General features: G+C 71.7%; 13 protein-coding genes. 6 read left to right on the top strand and 7 right to left on the bottom strand.

Annotation, left to right across the window (positions count from 1 at the left end):
* Positions 1 to 27: 27 nt before the first annotated feature.
* The 6 genes from IFU40_RS00445 to IFU40_RS00420 form a co-directional block, all read right to left on the bottom strand.
* Entirely contained in the window at positions 28 to 960 is a 933-nt protein-coding gene (locus IFU40_RS00445) for a PfkB family carbohydrate kinase (RefSeq protein ID WP_191925001.1), read from the bottom strand.
* A 106-nt stretch (positions 961 to 1066) separates the two neighbouring features.
* Complete coding sequence (locus IFU40_RS00440) at positions 1067 to 1699, bottom strand: bifunctional 4-hydroxy-2-oxoglutarate aldolase/2-dehydro-3-deoxy-phosphogluconate aldolase (RefSeq protein WP_191925000.1); 633 nt, start codon at positions 1697 to 1699, stop codon at positions 1067 to 1069.
* A complete protein-coding gene (gene manD, locus IFU40_RS00435) occupies positions 1689 to 2915 on the bottom strand; it encodes a D-mannonate dehydratase ManD (protein ID WP_055831938.1) in 1227 nt (408 codons plus the stop codon). The genes IFU40_RS00440 and manD overlap by 11 nt, the downstream gene beginning before the upstream one ends.
* Before the next feature lie 105 nt (positions 2916 to 3020).
* The gene (locus IFU40_RS00430) at positions 3021 to 4421 is read right to left on the bottom strand and encodes an MFS transporter (RefSeq protein ID WP_055831937.1); all 1401 of its coding nucleotides are present in this window, start codon (positions 4419 to 4421) and stop codon (positions 3021 to 3023) included.
* A 35-nt stretch (positions 4422 to 4456) separates the two neighbouring features.
* On the bottom strand, positions 4457 to 5461 hold the full coding sequence (locus IFU40_RS00425; RefSeq protein ID WP_191924999.1) for an L-idonate 5-dehydrogenase: 1005 nt from the start codon (positions 5459 to 5461) through the stop codon (positions 4457 to 4459).
* 43 nt (positions 5462 to 5504) lie between these two features.
* Positions 5505 to 7004, bottom strand: a complete 1500-nt coding sequence (locus tag IFU40_RS00420) for a mannitol dehydrogenase family protein (protein ID WP_191924998.1) — start codon at positions 7002 to 7004, stop codon at positions 5505 to 5507.
* Positions 7005 to 7152: 148 nt separating this feature from the next.
* On the opposite strand from IFU40_RS00420, the gene IFU40_RS00415 reads away from it, so the two are divergent.
* Both IFU40_RS00415 and IFU40_RS00410 read left to right on the top strand, forming a co-directional pair.
* A complete protein-coding gene (locus IFU40_RS00415) occupies positions 7153 to 8124 on the top strand; it encodes a LacI family DNA-binding transcriptional regulator (protein ID WP_055833076.1) in 972 nt (323 codons plus the stop codon).
* Between the two features lie 109 nt (positions 8125 to 8233).
* Positions 8234 to 8569: a hypothetical protein gene (locus tag IFU40_RS00410; protein ID WP_055935549.1), complete on the top strand. Its 336-nt coding sequence runs from the start codon at positions 8234 to 8236 to the stop codon at positions 8567 to 8569.
* Here the strand turns inward: IFU40_RS00410 and IFU40_RS00405 are convergent, their stop codons facing one another.
* Entirely contained in the window at positions 8570 to 9181 is a 612-nt protein-coding gene (locus tag IFU40_RS00405; protein ID WP_055831928.1) for a hypothetical protein, read from the bottom strand.
* A 343-nt stretch (positions 9182 to 9524) separates the two neighbouring features.
* Between IFU40_RS00405 and IFU40_RS00400 the strand changes: the two genes are divergently transcribed.
* From IFU40_RS00400 to IFU40_RS00385, 4 genes are all read left to right on the top strand, one after another.
* Positions 9525 to 10373: an endonuclease domain-containing protein gene (locus IFU40_RS00400; protein ID WP_191924997.1), complete on the top strand. Its 849-nt coding sequence runs from the start codon at positions 9525 to 9527 to the stop codon at positions 10371 to 10373.
* Positions 10374 to 10915: 542 nt separating this feature from the next.
* Complete coding sequence (gene purM / locus IFU40_RS00395; protein ID WP_191916166.1) at positions 10916 to 12058, top strand: phosphoribosylformylglycinamidine cyclo-ligase; 1143 nt, start codon at positions 10916 to 10918, stop codon at positions 12056 to 12058.
* Positions 12059 to 12064: 6 nt separating this feature from the next.
* Positions 12065 to 13540 carry an amidophosphoribosyltransferase gene (gene purF, locus IFU40_RS00390; protein ID WP_055935555.1) on the top strand — a complete coding sequence of 492 codons (1476 nt, stop codon included), beginning with the start codon at positions 12065 to 12067 and terminating at the stop codon, positions 13538 to 13540.
* On the top strand, positions 13537 to 14754 hold the full coding sequence (locus IFU40_RS00385) for an MFS transporter (protein WP_342343448.1): 1218 nt from the start codon (positions 13537 to 13539) through the stop codon (positions 14752 to 14754). The genes purF and IFU40_RS00385 overlap by 4 nt, the downstream gene beginning before the upstream one ends.
* Positions 14755 to 14764: the final 10 nt, after the last annotated feature.

Below are 14764 nucleotides of genomic sequence, written 5' to 3'. Positions count from 1 at the left end.
ACGGATGCGTCCTCACGGGGCGCCTCGTCAGCGCCGGACCGGGTCGCCGCCGCCGGCGAGGAACCGCACCAGGTCGCGGCGGGTCGGGGCCGCCTCCCAGTCGCCGGGCACGAGGCACGCCATGGCGCCGCAGGCGTTGGCGCGCACGAGCGTGTCGGCGACGTCGAGTCCCTCGAGGTGGGCGCTGAGGTAGCCGGCGACGAACGCGTCTCCGGCGCCGACGGTGTCGAGGGGGTCGATGACGAAGCCGAGCGCCTCGGTGACGCCCGCGGAGGTGAACACCGCCGCTCCCGCGGGACCGCGCTTGACCACCACCTGCTCGACGCCCGCCGTGAGCAGGGAGTCGGCTGCATCCGGGGTCAGCAGAGCGAACTCCTCGACCCCGCCGAACACGAGCGTCGAATGCTCGGCGATCTCGCGCAGGATCGGCCCGGCGACGTCGGGGGCGGCCAGCGCGGAGCGGTAGTTCACGTCGAAGCTCACCGGCACACCCGCGGCGCGGGCGCGATCGACGGCGGCGAGGACCGTGTCGTGCGCCGTGGCCGACAGCAGCGGGGTGATGCCCGTGACGTGGAGCAGGTCGGCATCCTCGATCCATCCGGCGGGGATGTCGGAGGGCGCGAGGCGCGAGCCGGCCGAACCGCGTCGGTAGTAGTGGACGGCGGTGGATGCCGCGGAGGGACGCTCCTTCAGCATGAGGCCCGTGGGCGCATCGGCGTCGACGAGCGCGTGCACGTCGAGGCCCTCGCCGCGCAACTCGCGCGCGATGCGCTCTCCGAGGGGGTCGTCGCCCACGCGGCCGAGCCAGGAGGTGTCGACCCCGAGGCGCCGCAACCCGACGGCGACGTTGCTCTCGGCCCCGCCGATGCCGAGCGCGAGGCCCGCGGCATGGCGGAGCGACCCGATCTCGGTCGTGCGGGCGAGCGCCATGGTCTCGCCGAGGGTGACGACGCGGGTCACGAGCCGTCCCCCGCGTCGCAGGCCGACCCCGCAGCCGCGCGCGCGATTCCGGAACGGCCGACCGCCGAGGTGGCGGCGCAGGCCCGACCCGCCGGGGAGGCGCCGCTCACGCCGAGACCCCTGCGCAGACTGCGACGAACCGCTCGGCCCTCGCGCGCAGCGCGCCCAGGTCGCCACCGCGGAACGCGTCGCCGAGCAACGGCCCGCCCACGCTGACCGCCACCGCGCCCGCCGCGAGCCACGCGGCTGCGCTGTCGGCATCCACCCCTCCCGAGGGGACGACGGCGATGTCGGGGAACGGTCCGCGCAGATCCTTCAGGTAGCCGGGGCCGACCTGGCCGGCCGGGAACACCTTGACCGCCGAGGCGCCCGCCGACCACGAGGCGAACAGTTCGGTGGGAGTGAGCCCTCCCGGGACGATCGGCATGCCGGCGGCGACCGCGTGCTCGACCAGCCCGGTCGAGGTGATCGGGGTGACGACGTAGTCGGCGCCGACGGCGATCGCGCGCTCGAGCTGGTCGAGGTTCGTGACCGTGCCGATGCCGAGGTCGCCGTCGAACGACCCGCGCAGCTCGGCGAAGGCGTCGAACGTGCCCGGCGTCGTGAGGGTCAGCTCGACGCTCTGCACGCCCGCCTCGGCGAGGGCTGCGAGCACCGGCGCGTAGTCCGAGGCCGCGGACGCGCGGGCGACCACGACGAGCTTCGACGAGACCGTGCGGGTGGGCAGCTCACCAGTCATGGACGGTCCCATCCAGCAGGCGGTTCACGGGCAGGTAGGCCTTCGTGTACTCGAACGCACCGGCGGCCTCCTCGTCGAGCTCCACGCCGAGACCCGGCTGGTCTCCCGGGTGCAAGAAGCCCCGGTCGAAGGTGAAGGAGGTCTGGAACACCTCGAGCGTCTGCTCGTTGTGCGGCATGTACTCCTGGATGCCGAAGTTGTGGATCGCGAGATCCAGGTGCAGCGCCGCCGCCATGCCGACGGGCGAGATGTCGGTGGGACCGTGGATGCCGGAGCGGATGCCGTAGATCGCGGCGAAGTCGAGCAGCTTCTTCATCGCGGTGATGCCGCCGGTGTGGGTGACGGCCGAGCGGACGTAGTCGATCAGGCGCTCGGTGATAAGCGTCTGGTAGTCGTAGACGGTGTTGAACACCTCGCCGATCGCGAGCGGGGTGGTGGAGTGCTGGCGGATGAGGCGCAGCGCCGTCTGGTCCTCGCCGGGGGTGGCGTCCTCGAGCCAGAAGAGGTCGTAGGGCTCGATGTCCTTCGCGAAACGCGCGGCCTCGATCGGCGACATGCGGTGGTGGCCGTCGTGCAGGATCCGCAGGTCGGTGCCGAACTCCTCGCGGATCTGCGAGAAGACCCCGGGCATGTGGTTCAGGTACTGACGGGTGTCCCAGGTCTCCTCGGCCGGACGGTCGCCGGAGCGCTTCGCCGGCTCGTAGTCGTAGCGCACACCGGGGCCGGCGGCCGAGACGCCGTAGATCTGGCCGAGTCCGGGAACGCCGGTCTGCACGCGCACGGCCGTGAAGCCGAGCTCGCGGTAGCCGGTGATGGCGTTCGAGAGGGCCGCGAAGTCGGTGCCCGATGCGTGCGCGTAGACGCGCACGCCGTCGCGGCTCGCCCCTCCGAGCAGCTGGTACAGCGGCATCCCGGCCTTCTTGGCCTTGATGTCCCACAGCGCCATGTCGACCGCGGCGATCGCGGCCATCGTGACGGGGCCGCGGCGCCAGTAGGCACCCCGGTAGAGGTACTGCCAGGTGTCCTCGATGCGGTCCTCGTCGCGGCCGATGAGCATCGACGCGAGGTGGTCCGAGAGGTACGACGCCACCGACAGCTCGCGGCCGTTGAGGGTGGCATCCCCCCATCCGACGACACCGTCGGACGTGGTGACCTTGAGGGTGACGAAGTTGCGGCCGGGGCTCGTGACGATGACGTCGACGGTGGCGATGCTCATGCGGGGTCTTTCTGGTCGAGAGGGGAGGGGGGCGGCGAACGGGCGGGCTCGCCGTCACGAGCCCGCCCGGGAGCGGGCCCGCGACGAGGGCGGGCCCGCGCGGGATCACATCGCGGGGCGGGGATCCCGCAGGTCGCGACCGGTCCACTCGGGTGCCACGAGCGCGGCCACCAGAGCCGAGGCGGTGAAGATGCCCATCAGCACCATGATCGGGATGATGCTGCCCGTCACGGCGGCCACCCAGGCGGCGGCGACGACCGGGCCGATGCCCGTCGCGATGATGGCCGCGATCTCGCGGACGACGGCGGTGAGGGTGTAACGGTTGCGGGCGCCGAAGATCTCGGGGATCGAGATGTTCTCCATGGATGCCAGACCCAGCACCGAGATGTTGTGGATCAGCGCGTAGCCGACGAAGATCCAGCCCACCTCGCGGGAGTTGATCAGCAGCAGGGTCGGGACGATCAGCACGAGCGACAGCGCCGACATGACGATGTACATCCGGCGGCGACCCACCTTGTCGCCGAGCCACCCGACGAGCGGGATCGTGATGAAGCCGATCAGCGACGACACGATCACGATCTCGGGGCCGACCTCTTTCGAGATGGCGAGGGTGATGGTGATGAACGAGATGAGGTAGGTCTGCACGATGCCGGAGTTGCCGGCCTGACCGAACCGCAGGAAGAACGACACGAGGACGGCCTTGATCGGCTTCTTCTGCAGCGACTCGAGCGTGCGGACGTCGTTGGTCTCGGTGGCGACCTTCTGCAGCTCGGCGCGCGAGAGCGCCTTGCCGTCGACGACGTCGGTGCGCTCCTCGAAGACCGGGCTCTCCTTGAGGTTGAAGCGCACCCACAGGGCGAAGAGCATGATGATGGCGCTGCCGATGAAGGGGATGCGCCAGCCCCACGCGATGACGTCGCTCTCCATCATCACGGCGAGCAGGATCGCCCAGATGCCGGAGGCGAACAGGGTGCCGCAGTTGGTGCCGAGGGCGACGAGCGAGGCGACGACGCCGCGGCGGTTGTCGGGGGCGTACTCCGCGAGCATGACGCCCGCACCCGAGATCTCCGCTCCCGCGCCGAAGCCCTGGGCGAGGCGCAGGATCACCAGCAGGATCGGGGCCAGGATGCCGACCTGCTCGTACGTCGGCAGGACGCCGATGAGGGTGGTCGCCGCACCCATGAGCAGGATCGTGTAGAACAGCACCTGCTTGCGGCCGATCTTGTCGCCGATGCGGGCGAAGAAGAACGCGCCGACCGGGCGGGCCACGTAGCCCACGCCGTAGGTCGCCATGGCGAGCACGACCGCCATGGCGGCATCCCCTCCGGCGAAGAAGATCTGGCTGAAGACGAGGGCCGCGGCCAGCGAGTACAGCTGGAAGTCCATGAACTCCAGCGCGGTGCCGAGCCACCCCGAGACGGCGGCGCGGGCGAGATCGCCGGTCGACCTCTTGACGACGGGCGGTGACGTCGAGGCATCGACGCCGGGGGCGGAAGAGTTGCTCATCGGATTACTCCTTTGTAGTGATGACGGGTCGGGTGTCAGAGGGAGAGCAAGACCTTGGCGGATGCCGAGGAGTCGCGCGCCGTGGCGAACGCGGCGACCGCGTCGGTGGCGGGGATGACGTGCGAGACGACGGCGTCGAGGGCATCGGTGGATGCGAGGAGGTCGATGGCGTCGTCGATCTCGGTCGAGAAGCGGAACGCGCCGCGCAGGGTGAGCTCCTTGGCGAGCATCGGCGCGAGGTTCACCCCGATCTCGGCGTCGGGGAGCATGCCGACCTGCACGACGGTGCCCGCCCGGCGGGCCGCGCGGATCGCCTGGGTCAGGGCGACGCCCACGCCGGAGCACTCGAAGACGACGTCGAACGACTCGGGCGCGATCGCGTCGGTGCCGACGAGGAACGTCTCTTCGGCGCCGAGGGCGCGGGCTCGCTCGAGGGGCTCGGGTCGCACGTCGCTGGCGCCCACGACCGCGGCGCCCGCGTTCACGGCGGCGGCGACGACGAGCAGGCCGATGGGGCCGGAGCCGATGACCAGGGCGCGTCGACCGGCGAGGTCGCCGGCCACGCTCACGGCGTGGATCGCGACGGCGAGGGGTTCCGCCAGGGCCGCCCGCTCCAGGGTCAGGCCCTCGGGCAGCACGCGCACCATGTGGTCCTCGACGACGATCAGCTCGGCCGCCCCACCCTGGCGGTGGGGGAAGCCCGCGGCGCTGCCGAGGTAGTCGCCCCCGGCACGCAGGTGGGGGCGGTCCTCCAAGCCCTCGACGGACGGTCCGAATCGCGCGGGGTGCACCGTGACCGGCGTGCCCGGGGCGAGGCGCCCGGAGGGGTCGAGGTCGACCTCGGCCGACAGCTCGTGACCGGGTGTCAGGGGCTCACGGACGGCGTACTCACCGTTCTTGCCGTGGAAGTAGTAGTGCAGGTCCGATCCGCAGATGCCCACGTACCGCACGCGCAGGCGCACTTGCCCCGCACCGGGTTCCGGTGACGGTCGGTCTTCCCAGCGGATGTCTTCTGCGCCGTGGATTGCGAGAAGCTTCATCGCGTCTCCTTCGTGTCGATGCGCTCCGCAGAGCGCCGGGTGGTCAGGGGGTGGTCGGTGCCAGGGCGTCGGATGCCGCGAGGGCGTCGGTGATCGCACTGTCGACGCCCCGCTCGACGATCGTGTCGAGAAGGTCGCCGACGCGGTCGATGAAGGCGGTGCGGTGCGCGAGGTCTTCGCCGAACAGCTGGAGCTCGACGATCGCGCGGGCGGCGAGGTCGCGGCCACCGCGGGTGGCGACGGCGGTGAGGCGCGCGCGCGCCGGGTCGGTCATGGCCGCCGCGTGCGGACCGGGATCGAAGCCGGCGGGCGGGGCGATGCAGGCCAGGTAGGCCGCGACGGTGAGCGCGATCAGGTGCGGGAACCCGCCACCATCGAGCGCGTGCCGCACCGGGCCGGGGATGCGCTGGCCGAGCTTGACCGATCCGTCCGAACCGACCTGGCTCGTGCGGTGCCCCAGCGCGCTGTTGCCCCAGCGGGAGAAGAGCTCGCGCTCGTACTGCTCGATGTCGACGCCCCGGGGCGCGGTCACGGACGGCTCGTACTCGTGCCGCAGGACGGCCGCGGCGGCGGCCTCGACGTCGGGGAGGGCGATGGCATCCGGGATCGTGGGCACGCCGCGCAGCGCGCCGAGGTAGGCGATGAGGGAGTGCGTGCCGTTGAGCAGGCGCACCTTGAGCTGCTCGTAGGCGCCGACCTCGTCGGTGAAGACGGCGCCACCGGCCTCCCACGCGGGTCGGCCGCCGGCGAAGCGGTCTTCGATCGCCCACATCGTGAACGGCTCGGCGGGGACGGGTACGTCGTCGCGGACGCCCAGCAGGCCGGCCACGCGATCGGCGAACTCCGGGGTGGTGGCGGGGACGATCCGGTCGACCATGCTCGAGGGGAAGGTCACCGCGCGGTCGAGGTAGGTCAGTGCGTCGGCGCTTTCGGCATCCGGCAGCTCCTGCAGGAAGGCGCGGACGAGCTTCTCGGTGTGGGAGCCGTTCGAGAGCAGGTTGTCGCAGCTGAGGATCGACATCGGCTCTCCTCCGGCCGCGGCGCGACGTTGAAGGCCGCGGGCGAGCTGCCCGATGCTCGATCGGGGGTCGCCGCCGCGCAGGTCGGCCGCGACGATCGGGTCGTCGACGTCGAGGCGCTGCGTCGAGGGCGAGTAGCTGTACCCGTTCTCGGTCACCGTGAGGGTGGCGATGCGGATGCGGGGGTCGGCGAGGTCGGCGACGACGCGTGCCGGGTCGTCGGCGGCGACGTACGAATCGGTGTGCGCCCCCGGGATCTCGAGCGTGGTGCCGGTGGGCGAGATCGTCGCGACGGTGTACAGGTGGTCTTGAGCGTGCAGGGCGTCGACGACGCGGCGCGAGCGCGAGGCGACGCCGACGATGCCCCAGTCGCCGCCTGCCGCGCGCATTGCTGCGGCGGTGTACACGGCCTGGTGGGCGCGGTGGAAGCTGCCGAGGCCCAGGTGGACGATCCCGGCGGTGGCGGGGGCGTCGGGCAGGGAGGCCGTCGAGGTCGGCGCGTCGCGGCGCAGTCGGGCGGTCACGCGCGGGCTCCCGGCGACGCGGGAAGGCTCGCCATGAGGGGATCGTCGATGATCGGCATGAAAGCAGTGTGCTGTGTTTGTACAAACTTGTCAACCTTTTTCACGACCGCATGCCCGATGATGGAACGACAGAGGTAAGGGGGTGGACATGGCGGCGAACCTCACGGAGGTGGCACGGCACGCGGGCGTGTCGATCGCCACCGCGTCGCGCGCCTTCGGCGAACCCGACCGCCTCGCCCCCGCCACGCTGGACCGTGTCCGGCGCGCCGCGGTCGAGCTGGGCTACGCCACCCCCCAGGTGGCCACGGGCACCCGCACGATCGCGGTGGTCGTCCCCGACGCGGCCAACCCCGTGTACGCCACCCTGCTCAAAGCCATCCAGGGCCAGGCGTGGCACGGTCGTCACCGCATCGTGCTGTTCGATGCCGACGAAGACCTGCGCCGCGAACGGGAATCGATCGAGCTCGCGGGCCGTACGGACGGTCTGCTGCTGTGCTCGCCGCGACTGCCCGAGGCCGAGGTCCTCTCGCTGGTCGGCGACACTCCGCACGTCGTCATCAACCGCGTCCTGGCCGGTGCCCCGTGCGTGGTGATGGATGCCGAGCGAGGACCGACGCAGGCGGTGGAGCACCTGTCGGCCCTCGGCCACGACCATGTCGCGTACGCGTCGGGGCCGCACGGCTCATGGGCCGACGAACAGCGGGCCGGCGCCGTGGCTCGCGCCTGCGAACGCTTCGGCATCCGCCTGTCGAGATTGAGCCACCACGCAGCCTCCATCCAGGGCGGACGCGCGGGCGCTGCCGCCGCCGCGGCCAGCGGCGCCACCGCCGTGATCGCCTACAACGACCTGGTCGCCCTGGGCCTCGAGGCGGGCATGGCCGAGCTCGGCCGTGTGTGCCCCGACGACGTCAGTATCGTCGGCATCGACGACATCGACCTCGCCGGTGCGGTCACGCCCAGCCTCACGACGGTGCGCATGCCCATCGCGCGCTCCGGCGCCCTCGCGGTCGACCTGCTGCTGCAGGCGATGGTGGGCGCGGCGTCGATCGGCGAGACCGTGCTGCCGTCGCAGCTCATCGTGCGCGGCTCGACGGCGCCCCCGCGCGCGCTCGCGCGCTGACGCGGGGCGCGGTCGACCTACTCGTGCACCGCAGGCCGTGCGCCATGCGGTGTCACGTCGGCGAGGCATGCGCGACCCGTCCGACGCGCCGCGGTGGGAGAATAGGGGCATGGCCGAGCAGCCCGCCCCCGAACGACCGTCTCCCGTGCGCGATGACATCGAGACGGTCAGCGTGCGCCGCGCACCCAAGTACGGTGTCTTCCTCGCGGCGGGGGCCTTCATCGGCATCCTGGTCGCGCTCATTTTGACCTTCGCCATCCAGGGCAGCGGCATGAGCCCGTACACGCAGGTGGTGTACTCGGAGCTTCAGGTGTTCGGCTTCACGGCGCTCATCTGCATCGTCGTCGGGTGCACCGTCGGGGCCGTCGTCGCGTTGATCTTCGAGCGCACCGTGGGCAGCCGTACGCGTCAGGTCATCGTCGACCACGAGCGGCACGGGGCCTGATCAGGCCAGTTCCGCGATGATCGGGTGGATCGCGGTGTCGAATGCCGCGACGTCCCCCCGCAGCCCGTCGGTCACCGCCACGGTGAGCGAGCCGATCCACCACACCCCGCGCTGAGTCAGCGGGAGCACCTGCACGTTCAGTTCGAACGAGTGCGCGCGGCGTCCGACGACGCGTTCGTGCGCGGCGATCGCGCTGGCATAGGCCCGGTACGACACCCCCGGACGCGCCGCCGCCTCGCGGGAGTACCGGTCGTGGGCATGACGGGCGTAGTCGACGGCGTCGTCGGCATGGGCGACGATCTCCTGCCGCAGGGCATCGGCACCCTCCACGGGAAGCGCGACGAGCGTCTCGAACCCGTCGACCAGTTCGAGCGGCACGGGGGAGGGGTGCGCCTGCGGCTCGACCGTCATCGCCCAGTACTCGCGCCACTCCCGCTCGAGCTGGGACTGCGCGGCATCCGTGCGTTCCCCGACCGTCGACGGCGGAACGCGCCGCAGAGCGGGCAGTTCCTCGGGGGACCGGATGCCGAGAACCTGGCGCAGGAAGAGCGCGACGAGAACCGGTTGCGCCGCGTCCTCGCGGATCGTCCACTGCGGCTGGCCGCCCGTCATGGCGTCATTGTAGGACGCGAGATCGGGGGTGGACGGGCCTTGCGCGCGGCGCACCCGAGGATCGGGGGCGGGGCCCGTGCGCGCGGTCGCCCGGCGGTGGGGCGAGCCGAGGGCGCCCGCCGCGGGTGAGGTGCTCGGGGCGGGGCGAGGGGAGGGCGAGGGGCGAGCGGAGGGCGGATTCGGCGCTGTCGTCCTCCGCCCGTCCCTCGCCCTCCGCTCACCACCGGTGCGGCGCACTCCCGGGCTCGTTCACCCCTTCTGCACACCGCCCGTTGTCTCGAGGCTCTCCCCAATCGGGCACGAATGCGCCGCCGGCGCGGCGGTGATCGACAACGCTGTGCCCATGGCATCCCTCTCTCGTGATCCGGTCGAGTTCGTCCGCGACCAGGGCGGCGTGGCTCGCAGCGCACGATTGAAGGCAGAAGGGCTGTCCTGGCGCGTCGTCGCCGACGCCGTGGGGGAGGGGCGGCTTCTGCGCATCCGCCGGTCATGGCTCGCTCTTCCCGACGCGGATCCCACCCTGCGCGCGGCCGCGCGTGCGGGCGTCGTCGTCTCGTGTCTCAGCGCCGCCGAGCACCTCGGGCTCTGGGTGGCCAAGCCGCGCGGAGCGCACGTCGCGGCCTCGCCGCACGCCGGTCGAGTGGATGTCCTCGAGGGCACGCGCGTGCACCGGGCGCATCCCGTGGTGCCCCGGCATCCGGATGCGCTGGTGGACGCCCTCGAGAACGCACTCGTCTTCGTCGCGACGTGCGTGCCGCACGAGGAGGCGCTCGTCGTCTGGGAGTCGGCGCTGAACAAGCAGCTCGTGTCCGCCGAAGCGATGTCGCGCCTCGCCCTTCCCGGCCGAGCGCGATCGATCCTCGACGAGGTGCAGCCGTTCGCTGACTCGGGCCTCGAGACGATCGTGATCGCCCGCCTGCGGTGGATGAAGGTCCGGCTCCTGGCGCAGGCCCACCTGCACGGCCACCGGGTCGACCTGCTGATCGAAGAACGGCTCGTCCTGCAGATCGACGGTGCGCATCACGTCGGGGCGCAACGCGCGGAGGACATCCGCCACGACGCGGTGCTGACGCTCAACGGGTTCCACGTCATCCGCGTCGGGTACCGCCAGATCATCGACGACTGGCCGAGCGTGCAGTACCTCGTCTCGCGGGCCGTCGCGCAGGGGCTTCACCTCAGAAGAGGGCGGTGACGAGGTCGTCGCGTCCGTGCGCCGGCGCAGTGCGCGCCACGCGCGGCACGAGCGGGTAGGCCGCGGTGGTGACGAGCGGAGGGTCAGGGGCGAGGGGAGGGCGTAGTGCGCTCGGGCTCCCTCCTTTCGTCCCTAGTCCTCCTTTGGTCACCGCCGAGCGCTGTGCGTCCCGCGCGGCGCGATCGAGCAGGCGCGCGCGGCGCCAGCAGGTAGGCAGGCGGTGATGACGAGCGGAGGGTCAGGGGCGAGGGGAGGGGGCAGTGCGCTCGGGGCTCCTCCTTCCGCCCCTGGTCCTCCTTCGGTCACCGCCGAGCGCTGTGCGCCGAGCGCTGCGCGCCGCGCGGCACGAGCGGGTAGCCTGCGGCGGTGATGGGAGGAGGGTCAGGGGCGAGGGGAGGGCGTAGTGCGCCCGGGGCTCCTCCCTTCGCCCCCGCCTCCGCTCGTCACGAGACCCCACGCCACAGCCCCCACCCACCCGCCCCACACCCCCCGCCGCGCCGCACTGGACACCCGCGCGTGTCCACCCCGGGTAGTCTGTTCCGGTGGCTTCCGCTCCCCACGAAAACCCATACTCCGCCGCAGGCGTCGATACCGCCGCCGGAGACCTCGCCGTCGAACTGATGAAGTCGGCCGTGCGCCGTACGCACGGGCCCGAGGTGCTCGGTGGGGTCGGCGGATTCGCCGGTCTCTTCGACGCTTCCGCGCTGCGCGATTACGCGCGTCCCCTGCTCGCGACCAGCACCGACGGCGTCGGCACGAAGGTCGCGATCGCGCAGGCCATCGACAAGCACGACACGATCGGCGAAGACCTCGTCGGCATGGTCGTCGACGACATCGTCGTGGTCGGTGCCCGCCCGCTCTTCATGACCGACTACATCGCGTGCGGCAAGGTCGTGCCGCAGCGCATCGCCGACATCGTCGCGGGTATCGCGCGCGGCTGCGCCATGACGGGCACCGCGCTCGTCGGCGGCGAGACCGCGGAGCACCCGGGCCTGCTCGGCATCGACGACTACGACGTGGCGGGGGCCGCGACCGGCGTCGTCGAGGCCGACCGCATCCTCGGCGCCGACCGCGTGCGCAGCGGCGACGTCGTGCTGGCCCTCGCCTCGAGCGGTCTGCACTCCAACGGCTACTCGCTCGTCCGCCACATCATCACCGGCGCGGGCATCGCGTACGGCGCGGCGTCGGCCGAGCTCGGCGGCACGTGGGGCGAGGCGCTCCTCGAGCCCACGCGCCTGTACACCTCGCCGCTCCTGCGACTGCTCGACGACGCGGCCACGGGTTCCGGCATCCACTCCCTCAGCCACGTGACCGGCGGCGGCATCGCCGCCAACCTCGCGCGCGTGCTGCCGCAGAACACGTGGGTCGACGTCGACCGCTCGACGTGGAGCCCGTCGCCGGTGTTCCGCGTGCTGGCCGACATGGGCGGGCTCGAGCTGACCGCGACCGAGGGCACGTGGAACCTCGGCATCGGCTTCCTCGCGGTCGTCGCGCCGGAGGCTGCGGATGCCACGATCTCGGCGCTCCAGGCCGACGGCATCGCCACGTGGCAGGTCGGCGTCGTCCGCGACGACGCGCGCCCCGACGGAGAATTCGAACAGGGCGCGAAGGGCGTCGACGGAGGCGCCGTGCGCCTGGTCGGAACCTACGCGGATGCCGGTGCGCCGGCGAACGGAGCGAGCTAACACCCCATGTGCGGCATCGTCGGCATGGCCGGGCAGGGCCCGGTCAATCAAGAGATCTACGACGCGCTTCTGCTCCTGCAGCACCGGGGTCAGGATTCGACGGGCATGGCCACGGCCGAGTCCAGCGGCGTCTTCCACATCTACAAGGCCCGCGGCCAGGTGCGCGAGGCGTTCCGCACGCGCGACATGCGCGCGCTGCTCGGCGACATCGGCCTCGGCCACGTCCGATACGCCACCAAGGGCACCGCGTCGAACGAAGAAGAGGCGCAGCCCTTCTACGTCAACGCGCCCTACGGCATCGTGCTCGTGCACAACGGCAACCTCACGAACACGCGCGAGCTGACCGGCGAGCTCTTCCACAAGGACCGCCGGCACCTCAACACCAGCAGCGACACCGAACTGCTCGTGAACATCCTCGGTTCCGAGCTGCAGTCCGAGATCACCGGACCCGACCTCGACCCCGCGCAGGTGTTCCGCGCGGTGGGGCGCGTGCACGAGCGCGTCGAGGGCTCGTACGCCTCGATCGCCCTCATCGCGGGCTACGGTCTGCTCGCGTTCCGCGACCCGTTCGGCATCCGCCCCCTCATCCTCGGCAAGCGTCCCGCGCCGGAGGTCCCCGGCGGCGAGCCGCGCGACGAGTGGATCGTGGCATCCGAATCCCTCGTGCTCGAGAACGCCGGCTTCGAGGTCGTCCGCGACGTCGAGCCCGGCGAGGCGGTGTTCATCACGCTCGACGGCACGCTGCACGCGCAGCAGTGCGCGACGCAGTCGACGCTCGCCCCGTGCTCGTTCGAGTACGTGTACCTCGCCCGTCCCGACTCGATCATGAACGGCATCTCGGTCTACGAGGCGCGACTGCGCATGGGTGAGCGCCTGGCCGACACGATCGCGAAGTACACCCCCACCGGCACCATCGACGTGGTCATGCCGATCCCCGACTCCTCGCGCCCCGCCGCGATGCAGGTGGCGCGCAAGCTCGGCATCGAGTACCGCGAGGGCTTCTACAAGAACCGCTACGTCGGCCGCACGTTCATCATGCCGGGCCAGGCGGTGCGCAAGAAGAGCGTGCGTCAGAAGCTCAACGCGATGTCGAGCGAGTTCAAGGGCAAGAACGTCCTGCTCATCGACGACTCCATCGTGCGCGGCACGACGAGCCGCGAGATCATCCAGATGGCACGGGATGCCGGGGCCAAGAGCGTGACGTTCGCCTCGGCCGCTCCTCCCGTGCGCTTCCCGCACGTGTACGGCATCAACATGCCCTCGCGGGAAGAGCTCGTGGCGCACAATCGCACGATCCCCGAGATCGCCGAGGAGCTCGGCTGCGACTACCTGGTCTACCAGGAGGTCGAGGACCTCAAGGCCGCGATCATGGAGGGCACCGACCTGGTCGACCTCGACATGAGCTGCTTCGACGGCCGGTACGTCACCGGCACCGTGTCGCCGGAATACCTCGCCTGGGTCGAGGGCAGCCAGGAGTCGTGACCCCGCGCCGGGCGGGGATGGCCGCGCTCGCCGCGGCCGCCATCGTTCTGCTCGCGTTGACGCTGCGCATCGCCGTGGCGTCGCTGTCACCGCTGCTCACGACGATCCAGCGCGACTTCGACGTGCCCGCGGCGATCGTGGGCCTCATCGGCATGGCGCCCCCGGTGGCGTTCGCGCTGGCCGGCACCGTCACCCCGGCGATCGAGCGACGGATCGGTCTGGAGCGCCTGGTGCTGGTGGCCGCGGTGGTCGCCGCCGCGATGCTCGGCCTGCGGGCGGCCGCGATCGACGCGTTCAGCCTGCTGGCGGCGACCGCGGGGGTCTTCGGGGCCGTCGGGATCGCGAACGTGCTGCTGCCGGCGGTGGTCAAGAAGTACTTCCCCACGCGGATCGGCGTGATGACGACGGTGTACTCCACGACCATGGCCGTCGCGACCTTCACGCCCCCGCTCGTCGCGGTGCCCCTGGCCGACGCGGTCGGGTGGCGCGGATCGTTCCTCGTGTGGGCGGTGGTGGCCGTCGCCGCGGTGGTGCCGTGGATCGCGATGAGCCTGCGCGCCCGCGCGTCGCGCGCCGACATCGTCGAGGCCCCGCGTGCGTCGGTGCTCTCGCGCATCGTGCGGGTGCCGCAGACGTGGGCGCTGGTGGCGACGTTCGCGGTGAACTCGTCTGTCGCTTATGGCCTGTTCGCGTGGCTCCCGCCGCTGCTCATCGACGTCGCGGGCGTGGAACCGGCCGAGGCCGGCAGCCTGCTGGCCCTGTTCTCGTTCATGGGCCTGCCCGTATCGCTCGTCGTTCCTCTGCTCGTCGGGCGGATGCGCAGCACGGCACCGTTCTACGTCGTGGCGGTGGGGGCCGGGCTCGCCGGGGTCGCCGGTCTGCTGTTCGCCCCGACGCTCGCCACCACTCTCTGGGTCGTGCTCATCGGGCTACCGCCGCTGATGTTCCCCATGGTGCTGGTGCTGTTCGGCCTGCGCACGCGCTCGCATGACACGGCGGTCGCGCTCAGCGGGCTCGTGCAGAGCGTGGGCTACGGCATCGCCGCGCTCATGCCCCTCGCGATCGGAGTCACCCACGAACTCACCGGAGGCTGGACCGCCGGTCTGCTCCTGTTGGGCGCAGCGGTGATCCTCGTGATTCCGGCGGGCTTCATCGTCTCGCGTGGCGAGACGATCGAGCAGTCCTGGGAGCGCCGTACGGGCGCCACATGGTGACGACGCCCGG

Source organism: Microbacterium sp. CFBP 13617 (assembly GCF_014839445.1).
GTDB lineage: Bacteria > Actinomycetota > Actinomycetes > Actinomycetales > Microbacteriaceae > Microbacterium.
This window is presented reverse-complemented; position numbering and strand designations above follow the sequence as displayed.

What these genes read in the sequence shown, in the direction of transcription:
- manD (WP_055831938.1), bottom strand. Translation starts at nt 2,915, where the DNA reads ATGAGCATCGCCACCGTCGACGTCATCGTCACGAGCCCCGGCCGCAAC.
- IFU40_RS00410 (WP_055935549.1), top strand. Translation starts at nt 8,234, where the DNA reads ATGGCCGAGCAGCCCGCCCCCGAACGACCGTCTCCCGTGCGCGATGAC.
- IFU40_RS00425 (WP_191924999.1), bottom strand. Translation starts at nt 5,461, where the DNA reads ATGAAGCTTCTCGCAATCCACGGCGCAGAAGACATCCGCTGGGAAGAC.
- purF (WP_055935555.1), top strand. Translation starts at nt 12,065, where the DNA reads ATGTGCGGCATCGTCGGCATGGCCGGGCAGGGCCCGGTCAATCAAGAG.
- IFU40_RS00400 (WP_191924997.1), top strand. Translation starts at nt 9,525, where the DNA reads ATGGCATCCCTCTCTCGTGATCCGGTCGAGTTCGTCCGCGACCAGGGC.
- IFU40_RS00405 (WP_055831928.1), bottom strand. Translation starts at nt 9,181, where the DNA reads ATGACGGGCGGCCAGCCGCAGTGGACGATCCGCGAGGACGCGGCGCAA.
- IFU40_RS00440 (WP_191925000.1), bottom strand. Translation starts at nt 1,699, where the DNA reads ATGACTGGTGAGCTGCCCACCCGCACGGTCTCGTCGAAGCTCGTCGTG.
- IFU40_RS00430 (WP_055831937.1), bottom strand. Translation starts at nt 4,421, where the DNA reads ATGAGCAACTCTTCCGCCCCCGGCGTCGATGCCTCGACGTCACCGCCC.
- IFU40_RS00415 (WP_055833076.1), top strand. Translation starts at nt 7,153, where the DNA reads ATGGCGGCGAACCTCACGGAGGTGGCACGGCACGCGGGCGTGTCGATC.